Origin of the sequence: Arachidicoccus ginsenosidivorans, assembly GCF_007971385.1 — a bacterium.
GTDB lineage: Bacteria > Bacteroidota > Bacteroidia > Chitinophagales > Chitinophagaceae > Arachidicoccus > Arachidicoccus ginsenosidivorans.
Map to the genome: position 1 here is coordinate 3,162,231 of NZ_CP042434.1, position 22,222 is coordinate 3,184,452.

Here is a 22,222-nt window from a genome sequence, read left to right on the forward strand (position 1 = left end):
CGGAGTTTATTATTGATCTTACTGTGTATGGTCACTTTTGCAAGTGTTCATACTTATGCACAGGATGTGGCATTATTACCTGTACCTAATCCACCGAGGTTATTGGTGGATAAGGCGGGGATTCTGATCCCGGAGCAGGCAGAGATCCTGGAAAATAAGCTGGTTGCCTTCGATGACAGTACTTCCAATCAGATTAGTGTCGTCATTATCCCTACGCTGAATGGCTATCCAATTGAGGAGTATGCCACTAAGCTATTCAGATCCTGGGGGATTGGAGGCAAAAAGAACAACAATGGTGTCTTACTGCTTATTGCAGCTAATGATAAAAAGATAAAAATCGAAGTAGGCTATGGGCTGGAAGGGGCTATAACCGATGTACAATCTAAAAGCATTATTGAAAATGACCTGGCCCCAAATTTTAGACAGGAAAACTATTACCGGGGTATTGACCAGGCCATTAATTCACTGGAAAAGGCGGCGGCCGGAGAATACAAGGTAGCACGTGACCGTTCTGATGATTCAGGAGGGAGTGCTGTTGTATTTTTTATTATCCTGGCCATTGTCATCTTTATTGTTATTGCTTCTAAAGGGGGCAAAGGTGGAGGGGGCGGCGTTGCCAGTCGTGGCGGCTGGTCCAATATCATTTTACCGATGATCCTTGGCAGTGCCATGGGCCGCGGTGGTAGCGGCGGCTTCGGTGGTGGTGGATTTGGTGGCGGCGGAGGTGGCTTCGGCGGCGGCGGATTCGGAGGTTTTGGTGGCGGCAGCAGTGGTGGCGGCGGAGCCAGCGGTGGATGGTAGTCGAATAAGGCTGAAAAGCCGAGAAAACGAGAAAATAAAGAAAACAAAATGCTGTTTTTGTGGAGCGTTTGATACGCTCTGCAAAAACAGCATTTTAATTTAGCGCCCCTTCAATGGATAATGAGGAAATGGTCGTTATTGTTACGGTGGTAATTGTTACGGTCGTAACAATTACCACCGTAACAATTGGAATGGAGAACTTACAGTCCCACGGATTATTTGAATCGTTCGCTGTAATTGTGCCAAACGCCATAGATTGATAGCAACCCCTTCTACCAGATATTATTTTAGTCTACCAGTCGCCCATTAGTGAAATTGTGTTGCTTTCCTGGAATTAGCGCGATATCCGACCGAAATGATTACATCCAAGTTATATTGATACATTTTGCGAATTTTACCATCTGCTTCAATTTGTTCCATTATGGAACAGGTTGAAGCAGATGGTAAAATTCGCCAGTATTATATATTTTCTGGATATGCTTAACAACTGCGGGACTATTTACGTCAAACAATTTTGCAATCAAATGAGCATCAAGCCATACTGAATCATTCTCCAGTACAACCTGAATATCCGTGCCACTTGAAGTCTTAAATATTTTAAACTCAGCTGATATAAAGGTTTTGATAATTTATGCGGTAATTAGGCTATTGCCAACTAAAGAAATAGTTATATCTGCCATTATTTTACTCCAAAAATTATTTGTTACCTATATTCTCCCTTTCTTCCATTTTTCCCGTCACATCTAAAATGAAATTTTGATGCAAGTTGGGGGGAGCATTTTAGTCCGCTGTTAAAACCAATGTTACTGAATCGTCTTTTTTCTGAAATAATAAAATGCAGGATTTACGTTTTCTCCTTTTCAATGCAGCAATAAGCAATACGCCGGTAAATATTATTCCCTTATTTCAATATCCCTTCTATGGCCGTTATGGGCAATTGCCATGTATCTTCCCAGTCCATCATGGCATTGATAAGTTTTATTTTTTGAAAAGAAGGAAGATCGGCCATGGTAATATCAACTTCTTTAAGCGTGTGGTTGTCCAAAAGGTGCCTTCTGTGTACCCCGGACAATAAAGGCGATTTTGGGGTCCACCAGGTATTTCCGTCATATAATGCCAGGTTGGAAAAGCTACTGTCCGTCAGTAATCCATTTTTAAAGATCAGGATTTCTGTATCTGAAGCGAGTCCCTTAGTAAGTATTTCAAAAACTTTTCTGTTGGTGGATTTGTAATGGTAATCAATAGGATCCTGAGTGACCGTTTTAAGCTGTAGAATGACTTTTGGGGTATAAGGGATAAATTGAATGCTAATATCTGTCTGGCTATAGACAACGCGGCATTTATATTTATGATGAACTTTTGCGTTATCGTTTGGATTATCTCCTGGATTATCTCCTGGATTAGCACCTGTATTATCTCCGGGAAATCCAGGACTTTGCTGTATCAGTTTTTGCAGATCCGTATAGATTACCCGGCCCCAGTTATCTTTTTGGGTACGGACAAATCGCGCTTCATGCAAGGGCATAAAGTGCAATTTCTGGTGTTCGAGTCGTATGGATTCAAGGAAGGGGTACATATATTTTTGAGATCATTTCCTGATATTCAGCCTTAGGATCACTAAGCGAAGTAATCCCGCCGCCACTTTTAAAGATAAAGCCAACTGGCGTACTTTCCAAATAGCGGATAATAACGCAACAGTCCAGTATTTCTCCGTTATAATAACCCCAGACCCCGGTATAATAGTTTCTGTTATGGATTTCTGCCTGCCGGATGATCTTTTGGGTGGAGGCTTTTGGGGCACCGGTAATGGATCCGGCGGGCAGCATGGCTTTTAAAACGTCTCCGGGGTGATTCAGATAAGCAGGTCTTAAGCTACCTGTAATATGAGAGCTCACCGTATATAGATCTTTTTGATTGGTCTTTAGCTTTTCCAGGTACCTAAAACTGGCTACTTCTACCTGGGTGGCCACCTGGAAAAGATCATTGCGAATCAGGTCAACGATGGTATACTGTTCGGCAATTTCTTTTTCACTTGCACGTAAGGTATCTGCCGCATTTAATTCATCTTCCTCTATAGTTCCTTTCATGGGATAGCTGCTGATGGTATTACCTGCTATCCGTATAAAAGGCTCTGGTGAAAAATGAACAAATTGATCTCTATATAGTAGTTTGTATTTACCATGACCCAGCTGGTAGAGTTCAAGTAGTGAATGATTAGTCTCTACCGGTGTACTGCAGGTCAGATTGACCAGGTAAGTATTGCCTTGCTGGAGTGCTTCTTTAACAAGGTTAAACGATTTTTGATAGGTTGCAAAGGAAATTGGGTGTTTTTGCCAAAGTAGCGGTTTATCCGGCAGTAAAAACGCCTGTTGGTTGCTACTAGGAAAGGATAAGTAGGGAGCCTGGAAACAAACATGTTCATCCAGCTCCTCCAAGGCAGTCACTTCCATTTGCTTTCCTTCATAGTCCGTTAGAAAGAAAAATGGCTTTTTTGCCTGATAGAGCGTATTTATCCGCTGAAAAAATACTTCCTTTGCGTTTGTTATCATTCTATAAGTTCCAGTGGGCGCAAAAATATTAATAATTGACCATAATGACTCATTTACCTACAATCTTGCCGGTCTTTTTGAAGGGGCAGGAAAGAAGGTCACGTCCGTAAAGGTTTGGTCCGTAGACGCGTTGCCCCAAAAAATCTTTATGAATGCCTTGGCTATGACGGGGTGGTCCTATCTCCCGGACCCGGGTTGCCGGAGGATTATCCTGCCGTAAAGCGCCTACTGGACTTCCTGCTCTGTGCAGCAGAAGGCAGGCAAGGCGCCCTAATGCCTGTTCCTATACTAGGTATTTGCCTGGGGCTCCAGACCATTGTCCGGTACTTTGGTGGCCGGTTGTATAATCTTTCCCATATTCAGCATGGCAGGCAGGTAGCGTTGTTATTGAAGGGGGAGTCCTGTGCAAAAGGGACTAATACGCCTTTTGGCACGGAAACTAAGTTAATGACTGGTACTCAAACTAAGAATGACTCCCAGGCGCAGGCAGAAACTCAATCTCAATCAGGCGCAGGAGTACACATTGTAAATAACGTGGAAAATTGTTCAGCAATGCACCTTTTTGACGGTTTAGCTACCCCCATTAAAGTAGGGCTCTATCATTCCTGGGGCATGGATAATCAGTCGGCAGTACCAGCGTTAAGCGTACTGGCCACGGCGATTTTACCAGCAGCTGATAAAGAACATCCGCGCGAGGTGGTTATGGCTATCTGCCATAAAAGCTTGCCTGTTTATGGATTGCAGTTTCATCCGGAGTCTTTTATGACTCCTGGAGGCCTACAAATTGTGCTGAACTGGCTTCATTGCATTGAGTCCATTAAAAGTCGATAGAGACCTCAATGACAATTGGATAGGGGAGTATTGACATGCTTTGAATAGAAGGGCGTAAATTGTGTGGGTACTGCGGGGGGTTACCCAAAATCGATTTCTGTATTATCCCCGATATTTAAATTTCTACTGAGTCCTTTTACACTGGCATCATTACCGATCAGAGAATTATCCAGTACCACCTCATGCAGATTAGAAAAAGAGCCGATTATGCAGTCTCTGATCACAGAGGCTTCTATGACGGTATTGGCACCGATAGAGGCATGTGGACCGATAATGGTATTGGAGACCCGACTGCCAGGTCCTATACTGACGGGCGGTTTAATAATGGCGTTTTCGATCTGGGCCGTGGGATCTATTTCATTGCCGATTTTCTTAAGTAGTAGCGCATTGGTTTCAAGTAAAGTTTCTTTGCGGCCGCAATCATACCAATGTTTCACCTTAAAAGTCTGGATTTTGGCCTGCCGGTGAATCATACACTGCAGGGCATCTGTCAGGTGAAACTGTCCTTCTGTGGTAATATTCTGGGAAAAGATATGGGAGAGACAATCATACATAATATCGGTCTCTTTGATCTTATACAACCCCACTAGCGCTGTATTGCTCATGGGGATTTTGGGCTTCTCCACCAAATGTTCCACAAAGCCGTCTCTACCGATCTCCGCCACCCCAAATCCCCTGGGGTCATCCACCTTTTGAACACCAATCATGGAATAGGGACTATCCAGTACGGATTTGATATCAAAATCACAGATAGTATCCCCCATGACAATAAAGACTTCATCATCCCCTACAAGGTCCCTGGTGAGTGCAATGGCAGGGCCGGTACCAATCCTTGAAGACTGAAAAACGTATTGACAATTTAGTTCAGGGTAGGTATATTGTACATATTCCTCTATTTTTTCACCTAAATAGCCAATGATAAATATAAATTCCTGAATACCAGCATCTTTTAGCTGGTCTACGATAAAATTCAATATGGTTTTGCCAGCCAGGGGCAGCAGTGCCTTTGGCTGTGTATACGTATGAGGACGAAGTCTGGCACCTGTTCCGGCTACCGGAATAATTGCTTTCATGAAACGTTTTTTCTGTAGTTGATTATCCTAAAACGCACGAATAGTCGTTATTGTAAGATAATTATTTTACCTATTTGTACCGCTATTTTGCACGAATGTAGTAAATTCACGCCCAAATTACACTAAATTTCAAAAATAGAATCAATGCAAAGAGATAGCCAAGTATTCGATCTAATTAATCAAGAGTTACATCGTCAGAGAAGTGGCATTGAACTGATTGCATCTGAGAACTTTACGAGTCTTCAGGTCATTCAGGCAATGGGGTCCGTATTAACGAATAAATATGCGGAAGGTTATCCAGGTAGAAGATATTATGCCGGATGTGAAATTGTAGACCAGACCGAACAACTGGCCATCGATCGTTTAAAAGAAATTTTTAATATTAGCTACGCCAATGTGCAACCACACAGTGGTGCTCAGGCAAATGCAGCTGTTCATCTGGCTTGTTTGCAACCTGGCGATAAAATTCTGGGACTGGACTTAAGCATGGGCGGACACCTGACCCATGGTTCTCCAGTGAACTATAGCGGAAAACTCTATGATGCGCATTTTTATGGCGTTGTCAAAGAGACCGGTCTGATTGACTATGAAATGCTTGAAAATCAGGCGCGCACCCTGAAACCCAAAATGATTATTTGTGGCGCCAGTGCGTATAGCAGGGATTGGGATTATGAACGTATCCGCAAAGTAGCCGATGAAGTTGGCGCCTTGGTAATGGCAGATATTGCGCATCCAGCAGGGCTGATCGCTAAAAAACTTTTAAAAGACCCATTTGATCATTGTCATATCGTTACTTCTACTACGCATAAAACCCTTCGCGGACCTAGAGGGGGTATTATCATGATGCGTAATGATTTTGATAACCCATGGGGCCAGACAGATAATAAGGGCAATGTTCGCAAAATGAGTGCACTGTTGGATCTGGCCGTGTTCCCAGGTATACAGGGCGGCCCGTTAGAACACGTTATCGCTGCAAAAGCCATCGCTTTTGGTGAGATTCTAAGTGACGATTATACGGCCTATGCCCATCAGGTACAGAAAAATGCCCAGGCGCTTGCTAAGGCTTTTGTTGACAAAGATTATAATATCATCAGTGGTGGCACAGACAACCATCTAATGCTGATTGATCTTAGAAATAAAGATATCAGTGGTAAGAAAGCCGAACAGGCGCTGGTAAAAGCTGAAATCACAGCCAATAAAAATATGGTGCCTTTTGATGACAGATCTGCTTTTGTTACTTCTGGAGTTCGTTTTGGGGTAGCAGCAGTAACTACTCGTGGCATGAAAGAGGAGCATATGGGCTTTATAGCAGATTCTGTTGATAAGATTCTGACTAATGCAGAAGATGAACAAGTGATTGCTGCTGTTAAAAAGCAGGTCAATGAGTTTATGACGCAATTCCCGCTTTATCCAGAGCTGGGATAAGTGTAAAGGAAGAGGGATGTTTGATATAAACGAGCAAGGCTGTCTGTCGCATATAAGTGATAGGCAGCCTTGCTCGTTTTAGATGATTGCTTAAATGCTTTTTTGAGAATCACCTTAAGAAGGGATCATTGGGGTAATTTACTTGTAAATTATAGACGTAAGTCATTTTGAATAATCTAGTATAAATTTATAAAGGTGTGTTTTGTGCCTAAACAATTAAAGGCTAAAAAAGAATATTAAATTGGGTAACTGGGAAGTAAAAAATCCTAATACTGGGTGTTGGATTTGTGAATGGTGAGATTTGATTGATTAAAATGGGGTGGATCCGTTTTTATCGATAATTGGTATCGTTTTTTTTACGGCTGTTCAAAATCAAAATATTACTTAATGATGCAATTTATCCTTGTATAAAAAATATTGATGTTACCGACATCGATGTCGGTAACATCAATAGTAATTTGGGTAACTTATTGTATTTCAATTACTTAATTAGAGTATATATTAATATGCGCAATACGTTGTAGAGTTAATAATAGCTATATAAAATTATAAAAAAAATATTTATTAATAAATATCATCCAAATTGCTGGCAATATCATCCATCTTGCCTTGCGCCATTATTATTTTCATTTTTAATTCCTCGCTATAATCACTTTCAAAAAGAATTGAATATATTATTTCTTCTAAAACTTCTTTGTCTATAAAATTTTCAGCCACACAGACGGCAATGTTTTCCATCTCACGAATAAATTTACTAACTAACCCGTCAAATCCGTTATATTCCAAAAAAAGCGCTCCAGCTGCAATGGAAGTCCGTTTATTTCCATCAATAAATGCGTGGAATTTATTGATAGAAAAAACGAGATGGGTTAATTTACTTTCAATTTCGGGATAATAATGATCAATTTGAATATTTTGGACAACACTTTCCAAATATTCAATATTTTTAACACCTGGCCTGCCACCCGATATATTTAGAACTTTATCATGCGTAGAAATGATTTGCGCCGAGCTAATGTATATCATTTATCTATCTTTTAACCGTTTAAATACATCCTTATTCAATTCTAATTGTCTTTCTAAATTCAAACTTTGTTCTCCGAGAAACTTCTCAAAATCTTCTGCTGGTACATCCTTTAAATAATTTGCTAATTTCTCGTGCAAAGCATCTCTAAAGGCTAAATCTCGGCTGGCCATCTTGTTTCTTGCATCCTTTACAGATGCTTCCATCAAAAGCAGTGCTTTTTCGGAGAATTCATTAAATAATTCATGAGCTTCAGTTAAACTTAACTTCTCTCCCTTGTTTTCAAAAGCTAATTTTAATTTTTTTGCAAATGCATTCTCAAAATCTGACACAATACGAAGCACCTCACTATATAATGTAGACCGAACACTATCATTCGAACTCAATCTCAAAATTTTTCTATATTCGTTAGAATTTTCTTTAAAAATACTTTTATAAACCTTATCCGTTAATTGACTGTACTTGAAATTATTATCAACTATATACAAATCAATTGCATCTATAAATTTTTTCCTATAAATGAACTCATCTAGCGCAGCAGGAAGATACTTTTCTTCTCTTTGATTTATAAATTTAGTTTTACCTCCAGATCGTTTATTTAAAACATCAATAACAATATCTAATATTAAAGATCTGGTTTGTCTAGCTCTTTCGGAATCCACAAGTAACATTCCTATATTTAAAAAAGATTTAAAAGTGAATACACCCAAGGAAGGGGCCTTTATTATCGAGCTGTGCTCTAGATCATTTAAATTGGAAGAATCAAGAAGTGATTTTTTAAACAATTTTAAACGTTCTCCGGTCATAACCTCATAACCACTATTTGATAATTCATCGGAGTTATTTACCAAAATGCGTTCTATAGTTCTCCCATCAACTTCATAATATCGCTCTAATTGCGATTTTAAAAACCTATACTTATTTTCAAATAATACGCCTACCATGCCAACAGCTTTATAAAGGTCAGGCATTGCCAAATTATTATTTATTATATTTTTCCGACCAATTTTCGAATTGATTAAGTCTAATTGCATATGTTTATTTGATTTATGCGCCCCGCGTGTTATTTCGATATCTTATTCAATTATAAAACGGCAAAAATCATATTTTCACTAATCAAAAAAATCAACTTCAGCGCCATCAGATTATTCGGGATAATTCGGGAAAATAAAATTCGCCTTTCAATTATTAAAATTTGAATACAAAGTTAACCATTAAAATACAACTATTGAATTTTCATGTAATTTTGGGCAAATACTGTTCTTACTGTTTATGACTACCTTAAATGGGACAATTGAGCATTGTTCACCATGACTAGCTTTCTTTTTATTTAGATTTTCTAACCTTTTTGCGAATCTCTTGATTATTTTCAATCACAAATACCCATCCATTACGGCCTAAGCAACAGCTCACAAGGTTTAATCCCTGTTTGTTTCTTAAAGGCAGCAGAAAAATGAGAAATTGTAGAATACCCTAAAATGGCTGCAACGTCTGTCACGCTCAATCCCTTTTGATAAAGCAGGTATTTGGCATGATCCATCCTTTGCTGTTGATAAAAATCAAATATGGTGGTACCGAAGACTTCCTTAAAACCTTTTTTCAAATAGCATTCATTAATGGCTACTCTCTTGCTTAGTTCCTTAATGGTAATAGGAGAGTCCAGGTTTTCCAGTAATATATCTTTCGCCTGCTGGATCTTATCCAGGCCAGCATCATCTGCTAAGAACCGACAAGTGAAAACTTCACGGTTCTTTTCCTCGATCAGGCAATCCATGCTATAGAGCAGGATCTCGTGGATCTTAGAGTTGATAAAAATATTTTCCATGGTGCCCGTATAATTTCTTTCCAACAACGCAGAAAGCGTCGTGCGCTGCCTGGGGCAAACCGGGAACAACTTCACAAATGAAGTGGAATAAGTAAAAGAAAGTACATGCTCCTTTTTGCTCTTCTCCTTGCCGCTGCCGGCAAACTGACTTAAATAATTAGGAGAAAACTGAAAATTGAATAAACTAAGCGTATCCAGTGCATTTACGCAAGAAGAGGCATCCTTTGCACTACACACCTTGCACTGCGTATCACTGCAGTAGCGGTTACCCGTGATACAAAACCGCAGATTGAGCGTTGGCTCACCTTCACCTTCTTGTGCTGTATTGTAATGCAGCATGCCACTGTCTTGTTTATTCCAGTCATCAGACAAAGCGAAAGCGGTAACACTGGACACAATAGAACCAGGTACCGCATATTCCTTGCGGTAGACGAGGTCCATGCCGGATCTCAAACATTCATTCTCTGTCATTCTAACTAAATCCATAGTACAAGTAGCCTTTATAATATAAACTGATTCAGGATTACTATATACATAATAATAAAACGAACCAGGTATATGATCGAACTTAAAAATTAAACCAAGTGCGCAAAAATGAAAAAAGTGGCGCTGACACCTGATTACTTGAAAGCCTGGTTAATAATTAAACCAGGCCTCAAAGTTCGCTTATTTATTGTCATTAAACTGTCACAAATGCGTGATAATGACTTCCTGAGGAGAAATTACCTTCCCAAGACCTGTATTTTGATATATATTATTTATCCTTATCCTTTCTGCGGACAACCTGAGCGACCATATCTGCCTCCGTGGCGATTTTGCCATTGGCATAAACCGTCCCGTGCATATCACAAAGACCGCGGCGGATCGGACTATTCAGCTCCATCTTCAGCAGTAAAGTATCGCCCGGGCGAACCATCTGCTTAAACTTACAATTGTCGATTTTCAGAAAATAGGTATCATATTCACCTTCCCCCATCATGTTGATACACAAAATGCCACCTGTCTGCGCCAGTGCCTCAATTTGTAAAACGCCCGGCATAATCGGGTTACCCGGAAAATGCCCCTGGAAGAACTGCTCATTAAACGTAACATTTTTCACGCCTACAATGGAGCTGTCGGTAAGATCAATAATCTTATCTACCAATAAGAATGGGTAGCGATGAGGCAGTGTCTTTTCTATATGCTCGATTGTGTAGATCGGCGGTTGCGTATAATCATAAGTCGGGATATCCTTAACATGCTTGTTGCGCTTAATATGCGCCTTGATGGCCTTGGCAAATGCCACATTGGAACTATGACCAGGACGGTGGGCCAGGATCCTGGCCTTGATCGGATAACCAATGAGGGCAAGATCGCCTACAACGTCCAATAACTTATGACGAGCCGGCTCATTGGGGAAACGCAGTTCCAGATTATTTAAATAACCACCACTTTGCACCTCCACCTTGTCCCTTTTGAAGACTTTGGCCAGATGATCCATTTCGTTTTCAGTGATCGGCTTATCAACAATGATAATGGCATTATTGATATCACCTCCTTTAATCAGGTTATGTTCTAACAGCATTTCCAGCTCATGGAGAAAACTAAAAGTTCTGCACGGTGCGATCTCTGTTTTAAAATTTCTTATATTTTTTAACTGCGCATATTGTGTGCCCAATACCGGACTATTAAAATCAATGAGTGCAGTGACACTGAAGCCGTTGGTGGCAGGCATGGCCACCATTTCGACCTGCTTTTCCTCATCATAATGAAAGATATTTTCATCAATCTGATACCAGATCTTGGCTGCTTCCTGTTCCAGAATACCGGCTGTTTCAATACTCTCAATAAAGGGTTGGGCGCTGCCATCCATAATGGGTATTTCCGGGCCATTTAGTTCAATGAGCACATTGTCTACGCTCAGGCCGACCAAAGCAGCCAGGATGTGTTCTACCGTAGATACTTTAGCGTCACCAACCTGTAGGGTTGTGCCTCTACTGGTATCCGTCACCAAGTCACAATCCGCCTTGATGATAGGCCTTTGTGGAAGGTCAATTCGCTGAAACTGAATACCAAACCCCGGATTAGCGGGGCAGAGTTTCATATCTACAATGGCGCCCGTGTGCAAGCCAGTGCCACTGATACTGACAGGATTAACTAAAGTGTGTTGCTTATTCTGGTTAAACTTCTGCGTCATACGTTTTTTTGTCTTTAAATAGGGTGTCTGAGCCGTTTGCTGGTGAAGCTTACTGGGTAAGGTTGGGTTCACCGCCCGGCAAAATTACAAATTCATGAGGTAAAAGGGGAATAATTAGCCATTTTTGCTTTTTTCAAGTGCTTTTTCCAGTTCAGCGATCCTTTTTTCCAGTTCAGGCAACCGCCTGAAAAAAACATTGCTTTTTAAATGATCACGCATGGCAAAGGCTGGTGATCCACTCACTATTTGTCCGGGTGTATCACTTAATTTAGAAACACCGCTTTGGGCTGTAACCACCAAACGTTCAGGTAATTTTAAATGTCCTGCGATACCCACCTGACCAGCGATCATACTATGAGCGCCAATTTGTGTACTGCCACTGACACCTACCTGGGCAGCGATTCCGGTATGCTCACCCACAACAACGTTATGAGCCAGTTGTACCAGATTGTCCACTTTGGTGCCTTTTTTGATCACTGTTGCGTTAAGGGTTGCTCTGTCAATACAGGTATTCGCCCCGATCTCCACATCATCCTCAATAATTACATTGCCGATCTGTGGAATCTTCTTATATATACCCGCTTTATCTGGTACAAAACCAAAACCATCAGCCCCGATTACGGCCCCAGCGTGGATAATCACATTACTGCCGATAACCGAGTCATGATAGATCTTAACACCTGCATAAATTACCGTGTTTTCACCGACAGTGACATTCTCCCCTAAATAGCAGCCGGGATAAATCTTTGTATTTTTCCCAATAGAACTTCTGTTATTAATATAAGTAAAGGCCCCGATATAAATATTTTCACCCAACCGGGCAGATTCAGCGACAAAAGCGGGTTCTTCCACGCCTTTAAGCCCCTCAACATGCATCTGTTGATAAATCTGCAAAAGCGTCGCAAAGGCTGCGTAAGCATCCTCCACAACGAGTAGCGTTGCCTTGAGCGGCTGGTCAGGTACCATATCCTTGCCAATCAGTATAATAGACGCCTTTGATTTGAGTAAAGCCTCATTATATTTAGCATTACCCATAAAGGTCAGATCACCTTTGGTTGCCGCCTCAATATTATTAAAGCTGCTGACAACCGTCTGGGGATTTCCCTGAATGGTGGCATTAATTAAACCGGCTATTTGCTGAGCTGTAAACTGCATGTGCGTATTATATGTAATAAATAATTAAAAAAAATATATAGGTAATCCATTTAAGAAACCCTACCCGAAAAGCGTCCCCCAAGCCAGATGCTACTTTTTGGGATAGCAAATGTAGAACTTTTTAACAGGCATCGATAATGCTCCCTGGATTAATGCATTCTCCACATGAGAGATTTCCTGAACGGTTCCATCTTTACTCATGAGTAGAATATTCTCATCCCCAACCTGATAGGTCGTATTGGCCGCTTCACCGGTAAAGACAAAATAATCCAAATCCGCCTCTGTAAGCTGATATCTTTTGCGTGCTTTGTCCTTTTTCTCCTGGATAAAATGATCCTCAAAACTGTGCCCCTGTAGCTGACATTTAAATAGCTTCCTATTGAGCAGACTGGTACTTAAAGTGCCCAGGACCGGATCCGGATGCGTGGACCATTTTTTAATCGCCGATTCAATATCTCCGTCATCCAGCTTGCAGAACCTGTCCAGTGAATCCCGGTCCATGACCCCTTTAAAATCCAAAAAGAAATAATCCAACGGTGCATGAACCGCCACCAGTTCATCCTTATTGTCATAAAGAAAACGGGCCCTTTGCAGTATTTTGACCATCATTTTTTCGGCGGCAAGTACCGTTTTATGCAAATAAACCTGCCAGTACATCTGCCTGCGGGCAATTAAAAACTTTTCTACACTATGTATGCCTTCTCTTCAATGACCAGTTGATCCTCATGGACTGAGAGCATTTTAAGGATACGCCCATAGCCAATGACTCCTTCACTCACCCCGGTGAAAAAGCTGTCCCTGGAGAGATAATCCATACGGTCCATATCCAGTTGACCGGAGATTAACTGATGCAAAAAGGGCTTATGGTATTTACCGGTAAAAATCTCAATGGCCAGATCCAGCTGCCCGTCAAACTCCTGATTGAGCGCCTGCATAATCTGTAGGCTCAGATCCTCATGATGCACCCCTTGGACCAACATATGCTCCAGCGCATGGGAAAATGGTCCATGCCCGATATCATGGAGCAAAATGGCACATTTAACGGCCAGATCCTCCTCCGGGGTAATCGCGATTTTTTTATCTTTCAGCTCACTAACTGCATTGCACATCAGATGATAAGCACCCAGTGCATGATGCAGACGAGTATGCACAGCGCCCGGATAGACCAGACTTGCCATCGCCATCTGTTTGATTCTGCGCAGCCTTTGAAAATAAGGATGCTCTATGATTTTGAAAATCAGCGGATGATTGATTGTAATAAAACCATGGACAGGATCATTGATGATCTTTCTTGTGGGCTTTTTCATGCAGCAAATTTAACGCTTTAGGGTGGTAAAAAGCCCAAAGCATTGCTTATATAATAAATTTTAGTATTTATGAACAAATGAGATCAAGCTTAAAATCACCTTTCCATCCGCCAATTTATATTTAGGCGGCCCTTAAAAATTCAAAATAACGGCGATCGCCTTATTGATTTTAATGCAAATTTCCAAGGGTAAGGATGCCTATAATGAACCTTTCTGCGCTTTTTTTAACAGCTTCGACCTGGAGGATGGGGCGCTAGTTGTTCGTTTTGTTTTATATAATATATTTTTAAACAGCTATTTAGATATAGATGATTAATTAATGTTTACCCAAAATGCCTTGACAATTTAAATCGTAAAATATCCTTAACTTTGCACACATTTTAAGAGCCGTTTTTCGGGTAGCTTCATTGAGTGCTGACTGGGCAACTGCTCTTTTAAAGTTTTTTTGAAGGTATTTTTTAAGTGTAGATTAGAAAATTAGATCATTTTAGTCAATTAGCGATTGATCAGGCAAGCAGATACAGCCAGCTGCATTTCGCCTCCTTGGTCAATCATCGAATTATAAAGCAATGGGCAATAAGGATAATACAACTGGTAATAATTGTGGTCTTAAATATAAGGAGTTTTCAAAACTGGATCTACCTGCGGTAGAAAAATCCATACTGAAAACCTGGCAAGAAGACAAGGCATTTGAGCAAAGCATTGCGCTTAGAGAAGGAGCGCCTAGCTTCGTATTCTACGAAGGGCCGCCCAGCGCTAATGGTATGCCAGGCATTCATCACGTTATTTCCAGAACCATTAAAGACATGGTTTGTCGCTATAAAACCATGAAAGGTTTCCAGGTACGTCGCAAAGGCGGCTGGGATACCCATGGACTGCCCGTGGAATTAGGTGTAGAAAAAGAACTCGGTATCACCAAAGAGGATATCGGCAAAAAAATCTCTGTTGAAGCGTATAACAAAAAATGCAGAGAAGCCGTATTGCGGTATAAGGATAAATGGGACCAGTTGACCACGCAGATGGGTTATTGGGTAGATCTGAAAAATCCTTATATCACCTTTGATAATAAATATATAGAAACCCTGTGGTGGTTGTTGGCAAAGCTGTATAAAAAAGGCTATCTCTATGAGAGCATCAGTATACAGCCCTATTCACCAGCAGCTGGTACCGGTTTAAGCTCCCATGAACTCAACCAGCCAGGCACCTATAAAGATGTTAAAGACACATCGGCCACTGTTATATTTAATGCCGTTCAAAACGAACAATCCAAGGCCTTGTTTGAAGCAAGTGCCGGCAGACCGATAGGTCTGATGGCCTGGACCACAACTCCCTGGACCCTACCTTCCAATCTGGGACTGACCGTTGGTAAAAACATCGACTATGTATTGGTGGATAGTTTTAATCCTTATACCGGCAGTGCCCAAGTACTTCTGGTCGCCCAGGCGCTCGTGAATAGTTATTTTAAAGCCGAGGCCGAAAACCTAGATTTTACGGCTTATAAAGCAGGGGATAAGGTCATCCCCTGGCGTCCGCTCGCCACTTTCAAAGGCAAAGAGCTGGAAGGCATCCGCTATGAACAGTTATTACCCTTTGAGGCAAATCACACCGAAAATACCAATGCTTTTAAAGTCATGCTCGGTGATTTTGTGACTACCGAGGACGGTACTGGTATTGTCCATACAGCGCCCGCTTTTGGTGCCGATGACTATAAAGTCGGTCAGAAATACGGCATCGGCATCCTGATCATGGTAGATAAGGAAGGGAAATTCATAGACGGCATGGGGCCTTATAGTGGTCGCTATGTGAAAGATTATAAAGATGCACCAGATTATGTAGATGTCAATGTGGATATCTGCGTAGCGCTCAAGCAGGCCGGCAAAGCGTTTAAAATTGAAAAATACGAACATAATTACCCCCATTGCTGGAGAACGGATAAACCCATTCTCTACTATCCTTTAGATGCCTGGTTTATCAAAACCACGGCGCAGAAAGAGCGCATGGTGGAACTTAATAAAACCATCAACTGGAAACCTGCCGCAACCGGCGAAGGCCGTTTTGGTAACTGGCTGGAAAATATGGTGGACTGGAATCTAAGCCGTTCGCGCTTTTGGGGGACACCCCTTCCCGTCTGGCGTACAGAAGATGGTAAAGAAGAGCGCTGTATAGGCTCAATCCAGGAGCTGGAAGCAGCCATTAAAGAAGCGCATGACAGCCTGGGCGGTGATGTCAACGCTAAATTTTTAACAGGCGGCGTACTGGATCTGCACAAACCTTATGTGGACGAGATCATCTTATTATCACCCTTGGGCAAACCCATGAAGCGGGTACCCGATTTGGTGGACGTTTGGTTTGATAGCGGGGCCATGCCTTTTGCCCAGTGGCATTTTCCCTTTGAAAATAAAGCGGTATTTGCAGATAACTATCCGGCAGACTTTATCTGTGAAGGGGTGGACCAGACCAGAGGGTGGTTCTATACCTTACATGCCATCAGTGCCATGCTGAAAGAAGATGTATGGGAGGAACTCCAAAAAGACGGATTCAGCGTATCTGAGGACAAATATCCCGGACTGGCCTACCGCACGGTGGTATCCAACGGCCTGGTGCTGGATAAATATGGCAATAAAATGTCAAAAAGGCTGGGCAATACCATCGACCCCTTTGAGACCATTGAAAAATATAGTGCCGATGCCACCAGGTGGTACCTGATGACCAATGCCTCTCCCTGGGACAATCTAAAATTTGACTTAGCGGGAATCGAAGAAGTACAGCGAAAATTCTTCGGCACCTTATATAATACTTACCAGTTCTTTGCCCTGTATGCCAATCTGGACGGGTTTAGTTTTAAAGAAGCAGCGGTACCTTTGAAAGACCGACCAGAGATCGACCGCTGGATCCTGTCAGTGCTGCATTCTCTTATTGCCCAGGTCAATGAACAGCTCGATGATTATGAACCCACGAGTGCCTTTAGGGCCATTGACAGTTTTGTAGGAGAGCAGCTCAGTAACTGGTATGTCAGACTGTGTAGAAGACGCTTCTGGAAGGGTGAATACGAACAGGATAAGATCTCTGCCTACCAGACCTTGTATGAGTGTCTGGAAACCTTAACCAGGCTGATGGCACCCTTATCACCTTTTTTCAGTGATGAACTGTTCAGAGACTTAAATCAGGTTACGCGTCGCTTTACTGTTCAAAGTGTGCACCACAGTGATTTCCCTACCGCCGATCCCTTAAAAATAGATCTGGCCCTGGAAGAGCGCATGCAACTGGCCCAAGACAGCGCTTCGCTGATCCTATCGCTGCGCAAAAAGGAAAATATCATTGTCCGGCAGCCCTTGCAGAAGGTACTGATCCCGGTATTGGATGACAAAATGCAAGAGCAGCTATCCAAAGTAGAGGATCTGATTAAATCAGAGACCAATATTAAAGAAGTTACTTATCTTAAGGATGATCAGGGCATCATTCATAAAAAGATCAAAGCGGATTTTAAATCATTGGGTAAGCGTCTTGGGGCTAAAATGAAACAAGTAGCCAGCCTGATTGGACAGTTTTCGGGCCAAGAGATTGCGCGTCTGGAAAAAGAAGGCAAGCTGGCGGTAGCGGTAGATGGCGAAATGATTGAGATCCAAAAAACAGATGTTATTATCACGGCCGAGGATGTGCCAGGCTGGAGTGTAGCGAGCCGTGGACAACTCACCGTCGCCCTGGATATTACCATTACAGAAGCGCTGAAACAGGAAGGAATTGCCCGGATATTGTTAACCGTATTCAAAATATCCGTAAAGAAGAAAGATTTGAATTAACAGACCGAATTTTTGTAGAAGTGCTTGATAATAGCAAAATTAAAGCCGCTCTGCAAAGATATAATGATTATATTTGTTCTGAAATATTGGCAGATCGTTTGTCATATGTTTCAGATGTTAAAAACGGAACGGAAATTGATATTGATGATAATAAGCTAAAAATCAAGGTCCAAAAAAACAGTTAGAAGTATGCCTACAACGAAGAAGACTGCTAATAAAAAAACTGTAAAAGCTGCAGCACCCGCTAAACCTGCAGCCAAAAAGACAGCACCCGCTAAATCAGAAACGGCCGCAAAAAAAGCAGCGCCCGCAAAGAAAGCGCCTGCAGCAGCAAAACCTGTGAAAGCAGCTACGAAACCGGCTGCCAAAACGGCTACAAAAACTGCCGCCAAGCCAGCAGCATCTAAACCCGCAGTGAAAAAAACTGCGCCAGCTGCAAAGCCGTCGGCTAAAAGTAGTACAGTTGCGCCCAAAAGCGCGCCACCGGCAGCTACTAAAAAGGCACCTGCCGCCACCCCGAGCACTCCAGTGAGTGCACAACGGCCGGCAGCAAAACAAACAACATCCAAGCAATCAAAAAGTAAAGAAAGTACATCTGTGGCAATAAAGAAACCAGTGAAGAAGAAAGTAGCCCCTTTGAAGGAAGTAAAAGTCCCTAAAACCAGCGTAAAAACCAGTAAACCTTATGAACCCCATTACCAGCCCTTAGAAGAAAGAAAAGCGGCAGATAATGGCAATGAGTTGATGATCCGTTATTCAGATGCGGAACTGGAAGAATTTAAAGTGTTGATCAATAAAAAACTGGCAGATGCCAGCCGAGAAGTCGCTTACCTGCAAGGTATTATCACCCGTAAGGACGATATGGGCGGCGATGTAGACGGTCGGTATATGACCATGGAAGATGGTACTGTCAGTATGGAAAGAGAGCAAATGAGCCAGATGGTCAGTCGCCAGATTTCCTTTATTGATAACCTGAAAAAGGCGCTGATTCGCATTGAGAATAAGACCTATGGTGTTTGCCGGGTTACCGGTAAACTGATCGACAAAGCAAGACTCAGGGCCGTACCGCATGCAACGCTTAGTCTGGAAGCCAAACTAGGCATCGTTAAACCGAAAGAACAAAATTAATCCTATACCCAAAAAGCAGCCAGATAAATTATCCCAGGCTGCTTTTTTGTTCAATTTATAGGCTAATTTGCAGTCAGTATTCCTTCTGATTGATAGGTGAGCAATAAGGAAATAGAAAAAGCAATAAAAATATTAAAAATAATTTATAACTGTTTAAGTTTATGGAAGAGCTATTAAAACGATTAAAACAAGAGGCAGATCTAAATGATCAGCAAGCCGCTAAATCCATTGAAGTGGTGAAGGATTTTGTGAAAGAGAAATTTCCAATGCTCAGTGATGCAGTGGATAAAATCTTTGCCGCTAACGGTCAGTAGAAATACCGGCAAAAAAAATGCAATACTTGAAGCAGTATAGTAAGGATCGCATGAGGATGATACGTGATGCCCGCTGTATTTATAAACGGGCAGAATTATAAAAGCAGGCAGCAGATATGACAGCAGCAAAAAAGCAGAAGGTAAATAAAAAAGTAAATAAAAAGGTAAAAGATAGTCCAGTTAGTCCAGTATCTGGCGTCAATAAGCCGGCTAAAAGTGGTGTCAAAAGCAATGCTAAAACTACTGCAAAAAGCACTGCAAAAAAATCCGCTAAAATAAGCCTGCATCCTCCAAGAACAAAGGGCAGCGTCCCGTGATCCTGATTACCAATGATGACAGCATTCATGCACCCGGTATCCGGGCGCTGGTGGAAGCCGTTGCCAGCCTGGGCGAGGTGGTGGTTGTGGCACCCGACAAGCCGCAAAGCGGTATGGGCCATGCGATTACCATTGGCTCACCCTTAAGGCTGGCCAAAGTGTCCTTATTCGGCGCTGCGGTAGAAAGTTATACCTGCTCCGGCACCCCTGTGGATTGCGTAAAGCTGGCCGTGGATAGAGTACTGCACCGAAAACCGGATATTTGCTTAAGCGGTATTAATCACGGCGCCAATCACTCCATTAACGTTATTTATTCCGGAACCATGTCTGCTGCCCTGGAAGCCAGTATTGAAGGGATTCCCAGTCTGGGACTGAGCTTACTGGATCCCAGTGTGGAAGCAGATTTTGCCGGCGCCCAAAAATACACGAAACTATTAGTGGAAAGCCTGCTCAACAAAAAGCTGGACAAACATCTTTGCCTGAATGTCAATTTTCCTGCCGTACCGCCGGAATTAATCAAAGGCGTAAAAACCTGTCGGCAGGCCTATGCCAAATATGAGGAAGACTTTGAAGAGCGAATAGACCCTGCCGGTAAAAATATTACTGGCTGACCGGCGAATTCGTTAATTTTGATGAAAAGCCGGATACAGATGTATGGGCCCTGGCCAATAATTACGTTAGTGTAGTACCCGTACAGTTTGATCTGACCAACTACCGTTTAAAAGAAATACTGGAAAAACAGCTACAATTTGATTCATAAAAAAGATAATCTCAAACTAGGCATACTGATAGGACTGCTGGCTCCTTCGGTCGGTATACTAGGCTATTATCTTGTCAAGTTCTATCCTGTATTTTCATTTAGAGAATACTTCAACGCCATTATCCATAATAAATCGGTACTCACAGCTGTCTCGAGTATTTCGCTGATGGCCAATGTAATTATCTTCACCTATTATATCAACCGCAAGATCGACCAGACAGCCAAAGGCATCTTTTTGATCACCTGTATTTATATCCTGGCAGTACTGGTCTATAAGCTCACCGGATAATTAATGCATGATTAGTTAATCATTAATTATTTAAATCCGATTAAGCCAACAGAGACCCATGGAATATTTTACCCATCTACGTAAAGATAAGTACCTTAAAAAAGCACTTTTAAGTCCGCTGCCGCCCCTAAAAGTGCATTCAGGTGCCCCCATCCGCCTGATGCAAAGTATTATGAGTCAACAACTGAGCGTAAAAGTAGCGCATGTGTTGCATGAAAGGTTTTTTGCACTTTGTGGCCGGAAAAATCCGCCCCTCAGGCAGATCTGTGATCTGGATCCCTTAACACTCAGGGCCATTGGTCTGAGTCATGCCAAAACCAGTTACGTGCAGAATGTAGCAAGGTTTTGCCTGGAAAATAAAATAACCGACCGTAAACTCCGGGCCATGCCCTCTGAAGACATTATTGAATTATTAACGGAGATAAAAGGAGTAGGACGCTGGACGGTAGAAATGCTGTTGATGTTTACCCTGGGCAGGGAGGATATCTTTGCAGCGGATGATTTAGGTCTCCAGCTGGCGATGGTCAGCCTCTATGGGTTGACGCGCCCTGAAAAACCAAATGATAAGGCCTTCAAAAGCCGCCTGGTAGAAATTTCCCAAAAATGGAGTCCCTATAGGAGCTATGGATGTATGCATTTATGGGCTTTTAAAGACAATTCTCCCGGGTAGAAAAAGGCTATTTTTTTAGGAAAATAGCAGGGATTTGCTCCCTAATCACTACATTTGCCTCCTATAAACGTTTAAAAAACTTAATAAGCAAAGAATTTTATGGCTACAACTTCTGATATCAGTCGTGGTTTAATCCTGAAATTAGACAATAACCTTTACTCTGTTGTAGAGTTCGGCGAAAACAAAACCGCCAGAGCCGCTGCCAAAGTGTGGGCTAAGCTAAAAGGAGTGGACAACAATCGCACGATTGAAAAGACCTGGAACAGTGGAGAAACCATTTTTCCTGTCAGAGTCGAAAAACACGCATTTCAGTACTTATATAAGGATGAGACCGGGTTTAATCTCATGAACAATGAGACCTTTGAACAAATTACCCTGGCTGAGGAAATGATTGATGCGCCTCAATTTTTGAAAGATGGCAGTGAAGTCAATGTATTTATCAATACAGAAACGGAACAGCCCATTGGTGCAGAACTTCCAGAAAAGATTGTTTTACAGGTGACATACTGTGAACCAGGTCTTAAAGGTGATACGGCTACCCGTGCGACCAAACCCGCTACATTAGAAACAGGCGCTACGGTCAATGTACCGCTTTTTGTAAATGAAGGTGAACTTATCCGTATCAACACAAAGACAGGAGATTACGTGGAAAGAGTAAAAGAATAATTTCTTTTACCTACACACCGCTCCAGGGCAGTTTAATTTATAAAACGAAGCCGGGTAAAATGGGTTTCTCTGACTTATTTGAGAGAAGACTTTTTTACCCGTTTTCTAGCAC

The 22,222-nt window shown here is 42.0% G+C and carries 21 protein-coding genes and 1 pseudogene; 11 read left to right on the forward strand and 11 right to left on the reverse strand.

Annotated features, from left to right (window positions below):
- Positions 1-27: 27 nt before the first annotated feature.
- Positions 28-801, forward strand: a complete 774-nt coding sequence (locus FSB73_RS26710; RefSeq protein ID WP_146782707.1) for a TPM domain-containing protein — start codon at positions 28-30, stop codon at positions 799-801.
- 306 nt (positions 802-1,107) lie between these two features.
- Here FSB73_RS26710 and rhuM read toward each other — a convergent pair whose 3' ends face one another.
- The 3 genes from rhuM to FSB73_RS12660 all read right to left on the reverse strand — a co-directional run bounded on the left by rhuM (position 1,108) and on the right by FSB73_RS12660 (position 3,350).
- On the reverse strand, positions 1,108-1,251 hold the full coding sequence (gene rhuM, locus FSB73_RS27620) for a RhuM family protein (RefSeq protein WP_394344848.1): 144 nt from the start codon (positions 1,249-1,251) through the stop codon (positions 1,108-1,110).
- Between the two features lie 451 nt (positions 1,252-1,702).
- The gene (locus FSB73_RS12655; RefSeq protein WP_146782713.1) at positions 1,703-2,377 is read right to left on the reverse strand and encodes an aminotransferase class IV; all 675 of its coding nucleotides are present in this window, start codon (positions 2,375-2,377) and stop codon (positions 1,703-1,705) included.
- On the reverse strand, positions 2,361-3,350 hold the full coding sequence (locus FSB73_RS12660; RefSeq protein WP_146782716.1) for an aminodeoxychorismate synthase component I: 990 nt from the start codon (positions 3,348-3,350) through the stop codon (positions 2,361-2,363). The genes FSB73_RS12655 and FSB73_RS12660 overlap by 17 nt, the downstream gene beginning before the upstream one ends.
- A gap of 114 nt (positions 3,351-3,464) precedes the next feature.
- Between FSB73_RS12660 and FSB73_RS12665 the strand changes: the two genes are divergently transcribed.
- Entirely contained in the window at positions 3,465-4,181 is a 717-nt protein-coding gene (locus FSB73_RS12665; RefSeq protein WP_146782719.1) for a glutamine amidotransferase-related protein, read from the forward strand.
- A gap of 80 nt (positions 4,182-4,261) precedes the next feature.
- Here FSB73_RS12665 and FSB73_RS12670 read toward each other — a convergent pair whose 3' ends face one another.
- On the reverse strand, positions 4,262-5,254 hold the full coding sequence (locus FSB73_RS12670) for a sugar phosphate nucleotidyltransferase (protein ID WP_146782722.1): 993 nt from the start codon (positions 5,252-5,254) through the stop codon (positions 4,262-4,264).
- A gap of 144 nt (positions 5,255-5,398) precedes the next feature.
- Between FSB73_RS12670 and FSB73_RS12675 the strand changes: the two genes are divergently transcribed.
- Positions 5,399-6,679 (forward strand): serine hydroxymethyltransferase, encoded by a 1,281-nt coding sequence (locus FSB73_RS12675; RefSeq protein ID WP_192904055.1) that lies wholly within the window; start codon positions 5,399-5,401, stop codon positions 6,677-6,679.
- A gap of 564 nt (positions 6,680-7,243) precedes the next feature.
- Here FSB73_RS12675 and FSB73_RS12680 read toward each other — a convergent pair.
- From FSB73_RS12680 to FSB73_RS24925, 7 genes are all read right to left on the reverse strand, one after another.
- A complete protein-coding gene (locus tag FSB73_RS12680; RefSeq protein WP_146782728.1) occupies positions 7,244-7,705 on the reverse strand; it encodes a type II toxin-antitoxin system death-on-curing family toxin in 462 nt (153 codons plus the stop codon).
- Positions 7,706-8,737, reverse strand: coding sequence for a DNA-binding protein (locus FSB73_RS12685; RefSeq protein WP_146782731.1), 1,032 nt, complete (start codon positions 8,735-8,737; stop codon positions 7,706-7,708). It lies immediately after the preceding gene.
- A 356-nt stretch (positions 8,738-9,093) separates the two neighbouring features.
- Positions 9,094-10,014, reverse strand: a complete 921-nt coding sequence (locus FSB73_RS12690; protein WP_146782734.1) for a helix-turn-helix domain-containing protein — start codon at positions 10,012-10,014, stop codon at positions 9,094-9,096.
- Positions 10,015-10,282: 268 nt separating this feature from the next.
- The gene (locus FSB73_RS12695) at positions 10,283-11,704 is read right to left on the reverse strand and encodes a bifunctional UDP-3-O-[3-hydroxymyristoyl] N-acetylglucosamine deacetylase/3-hydroxyacyl-ACP dehydratase (protein WP_146782737.1); all 1,422 of its coding nucleotides are present in this window, start codon (positions 11,702-11,704) and stop codon (positions 10,283-10,285) included.
- 114 nt (positions 11,705-11,818) lie between these two features.
- Entirely contained in the window at positions 11,819-12,859 is a 1,041-nt protein-coding gene (gene lpxD / locus FSB73_RS12700; protein ID WP_146782740.1) for a UDP-3-O-(3-hydroxymyristoyl)glucosamine N-acyltransferase, read from the reverse strand.
- Positions 12,860-12,949: 90 nt separating this feature from the next.
- Positions 12,950-13,516 (reverse strand): HD domain-containing protein, encoded by a 567-nt coding sequence (locus tag FSB73_RS24920; RefSeq protein ID WP_225973975.1) that lies wholly within the window; start codon positions 13,514-13,516, stop codon positions 12,950-12,952.
- 26 nt (positions 13,517-13,542) lie between these two features.
- Complete coding sequence (locus tag FSB73_RS24925; protein WP_225973976.1) at positions 13,543-14,166, reverse strand: HD domain-containing protein; 624 nt, start codon at positions 14,164-14,166, stop codon at positions 13,543-13,545.
- A gap of 569 nt (positions 14,167-14,735) precedes the next feature.
- Between FSB73_RS24925 and ileS the strand changes: the two are divergent.
- The 8 genes and pseudogenes from ileS (at position 14,736) to efp (ending at position 22,110) form a co-directional block, all read left to right on the forward strand.
- Positions 14,736-18,151: pseudogene (gene ileS, locus FSB73_RS12710) on the forward strand (isoleucine--tRNA ligase).
- A 4-nt stretch (positions 18,152-18,155) separates the two neighbouring features.
- Entirely contained in the window at positions 18,156-19,094 is a 939-nt protein-coding gene (locus tag FSB73_RS24930; protein WP_225973977.1) for a TraR/DksA family transcriptional regulator, read from the forward strand.
- Between the two features lie 161 nt (positions 19,095-19,255).
- The gene (locus tag FSB73_RS23500; protein ID WP_192904056.1) at positions 19,256-19,408 is read left to right on the forward strand and encodes a hypothetical protein; all 153 of its coding nucleotides are present in this window, start codon (positions 19,256-19,258) and stop codon (positions 19,406-19,408) included.
- 116 nt (positions 19,409-19,524) lie between these two features.
- Positions 19,525-19,725 (forward strand): hypothetical protein, encoded by a 201-nt coding sequence (locus FSB73_RS12720; protein WP_146782743.1) that lies wholly within the window; start codon positions 19,525-19,527, stop codon positions 19,723-19,725.
- Positions 19,722-20,336, forward strand: a complete 615-nt coding sequence (surE, locus tag FSB73_RS12725) for a 5'/3'-nucleotidase SurE (RefSeq protein ID WP_225973978.1) — start codon at positions 19,722-19,724, stop codon at positions 20,334-20,336. The genes FSB73_RS12720 and surE overlap by 4 nt, the downstream gene beginning before the upstream one ends.
- A gap of 138 nt (positions 20,337-20,474) precedes the next feature.
- Positions 20,475-20,774 (forward strand): hypothetical protein, encoded by a 300-nt coding sequence (locus FSB73_RS12730; protein WP_146782746.1) that lies wholly within the window; start codon positions 20,475-20,477, stop codon positions 20,772-20,774.
- 58 nt (positions 20,775-20,832) lie between these two features.
- On the forward strand, positions 20,833-21,444 hold the full coding sequence (locus FSB73_RS12735) for a DNA-3-methyladenine glycosylase family protein (RefSeq protein WP_146782748.1): 612 nt from the start codon (positions 20,833-20,835) through the stop codon (positions 21,442-21,444).
- A gap of 99 nt (positions 21,445-21,543) precedes the next feature.
- A complete protein-coding gene (efp, locus tag FSB73_RS12740; protein WP_146782752.1) occupies positions 21,544-22,110 on the forward strand; it encodes an elongation factor P in 567 nt (188 codons plus the stop codon).
- The last annotated feature ends 112 nt before the right edge of the window (positions 22,111-22,222 follow it).

What these genes read in the sequence shown, in the direction of transcription:
- FSB73_RS26710 (WP_146782707.1), top strand. Translation starts at nt 28, where the DNA reads ATGGTCACTTTTGCAAGTGTTCATACTTATGCACAGGATGTGGCATTA.
- FSB73_RS12655 (WP_146782713.1), bottom strand. Translation starts at nt 2,377, where the DNA reads ATGTACCCCTTCCTTGAATCCATACGACTCGAACACCAGAAATTGCAC.
- FSB73_RS12660 (WP_146782716.1), bottom strand. Translation starts at nt 3,350, where the DNA reads ATGATAACAAACGCAAAGGAAGTATTTTTTCAGCGGATAAATACGCTC.
- FSB73_RS12670 (WP_146782722.1), bottom strand. Translation starts at nt 5,254, where the DNA reads ATGAAAGCAATTATTCCGGTAGCCGGAACAGGTGCCAGACTTCGTCCT.
- FSB73_RS12675 (WP_192904055.1), top strand. Translation starts at nt 5,399, where the DNA reads ATGCAAAGAGATAGCCAAGTATTCGATCTAATTAATCAAGAGTTACAT.
- FSB73_RS12680 (WP_146782728.1), bottom strand. Translation starts at nt 7,705, where the DNA reads ATGATATACATTAGCTCGGCGCAAATCATTTCTACGCATGATAAAGTT.
- FSB73_RS12685 (WP_146782731.1), bottom strand. Translation starts at nt 8,737, where the DNA reads ATGCAATTAGACTTAATCAATTCGAAAATTGGTCGGAAAAATATAATA.
- FSB73_RS12690 (WP_146782734.1), bottom strand. Translation starts at nt 10,014, where the DNA reads ATGGATTTAGTTAGAATGACAGAGAATGAATGTTTGAGATCCGGCATG.
- FSB73_RS12695 (WP_146782737.1), bottom strand. Translation starts at nt 11,704, where the DNA reads ATGACGCAGAAGTTTAACCAGAATAAGCAACACACTTTAGTTAATCCT.
- lpxD (WP_146782740.1), bottom strand. Translation starts at nt 12,859, where the DNA reads ATGCAGTTTACAGCTCAGCAAATAGCCGGTTTAATTAATGCCACCATT.
- FSB73_RS24920 (WP_225973975.1), bottom strand. Translation starts at nt 13,516, where the DNA reads ATGTACTGGCAGGTTTATTTGCATAAAACGGTACTTGCCGCCGAAAAA.
- FSB73_RS24925 (WP_225973976.1), bottom strand. Translation starts at nt 14,166, where the DNA reads ATGAAAAAGCCCACAAGAAAGATCATCAATGATCCTGTCCATGGTTTT.
- FSB73_RS24930 (WP_225973977.1), top strand. Translation starts at nt 18,156, where the DNA reads ATGCCTACAACGAAGAAGACTGCTAATAAAAAAACTGTAAAAGCTGCA.
- FSB73_RS23500 (WP_192904056.1), top strand. Translation starts at nt 19,256, where the DNA reads ATGGAAGAGCTATTAAAACGATTAAAACAAGAGGCAGATCTAAATGAT.
- FSB73_RS12720 (WP_146782743.1), top strand. Translation starts at nt 19,525, where the DNA reads ATGACAGCAGCAAAAAAGCAGAAGGTAAATAAAAAAGTAAATAAAAAG.
- FSB73_RS12735 (WP_146782748.1), top strand. Translation starts at nt 20,833, where the DNA reads ATGGAATATTTTACCCATCTACGTAAAGATAAGTACCTTAAAAAAGCA.
- efp (WP_146782752.1), top strand. Translation starts at nt 21,544, where the DNA reads ATGGCTACAACTTCTGATATCAGTCGTGGTTTAATCCTGAAATTAGAC.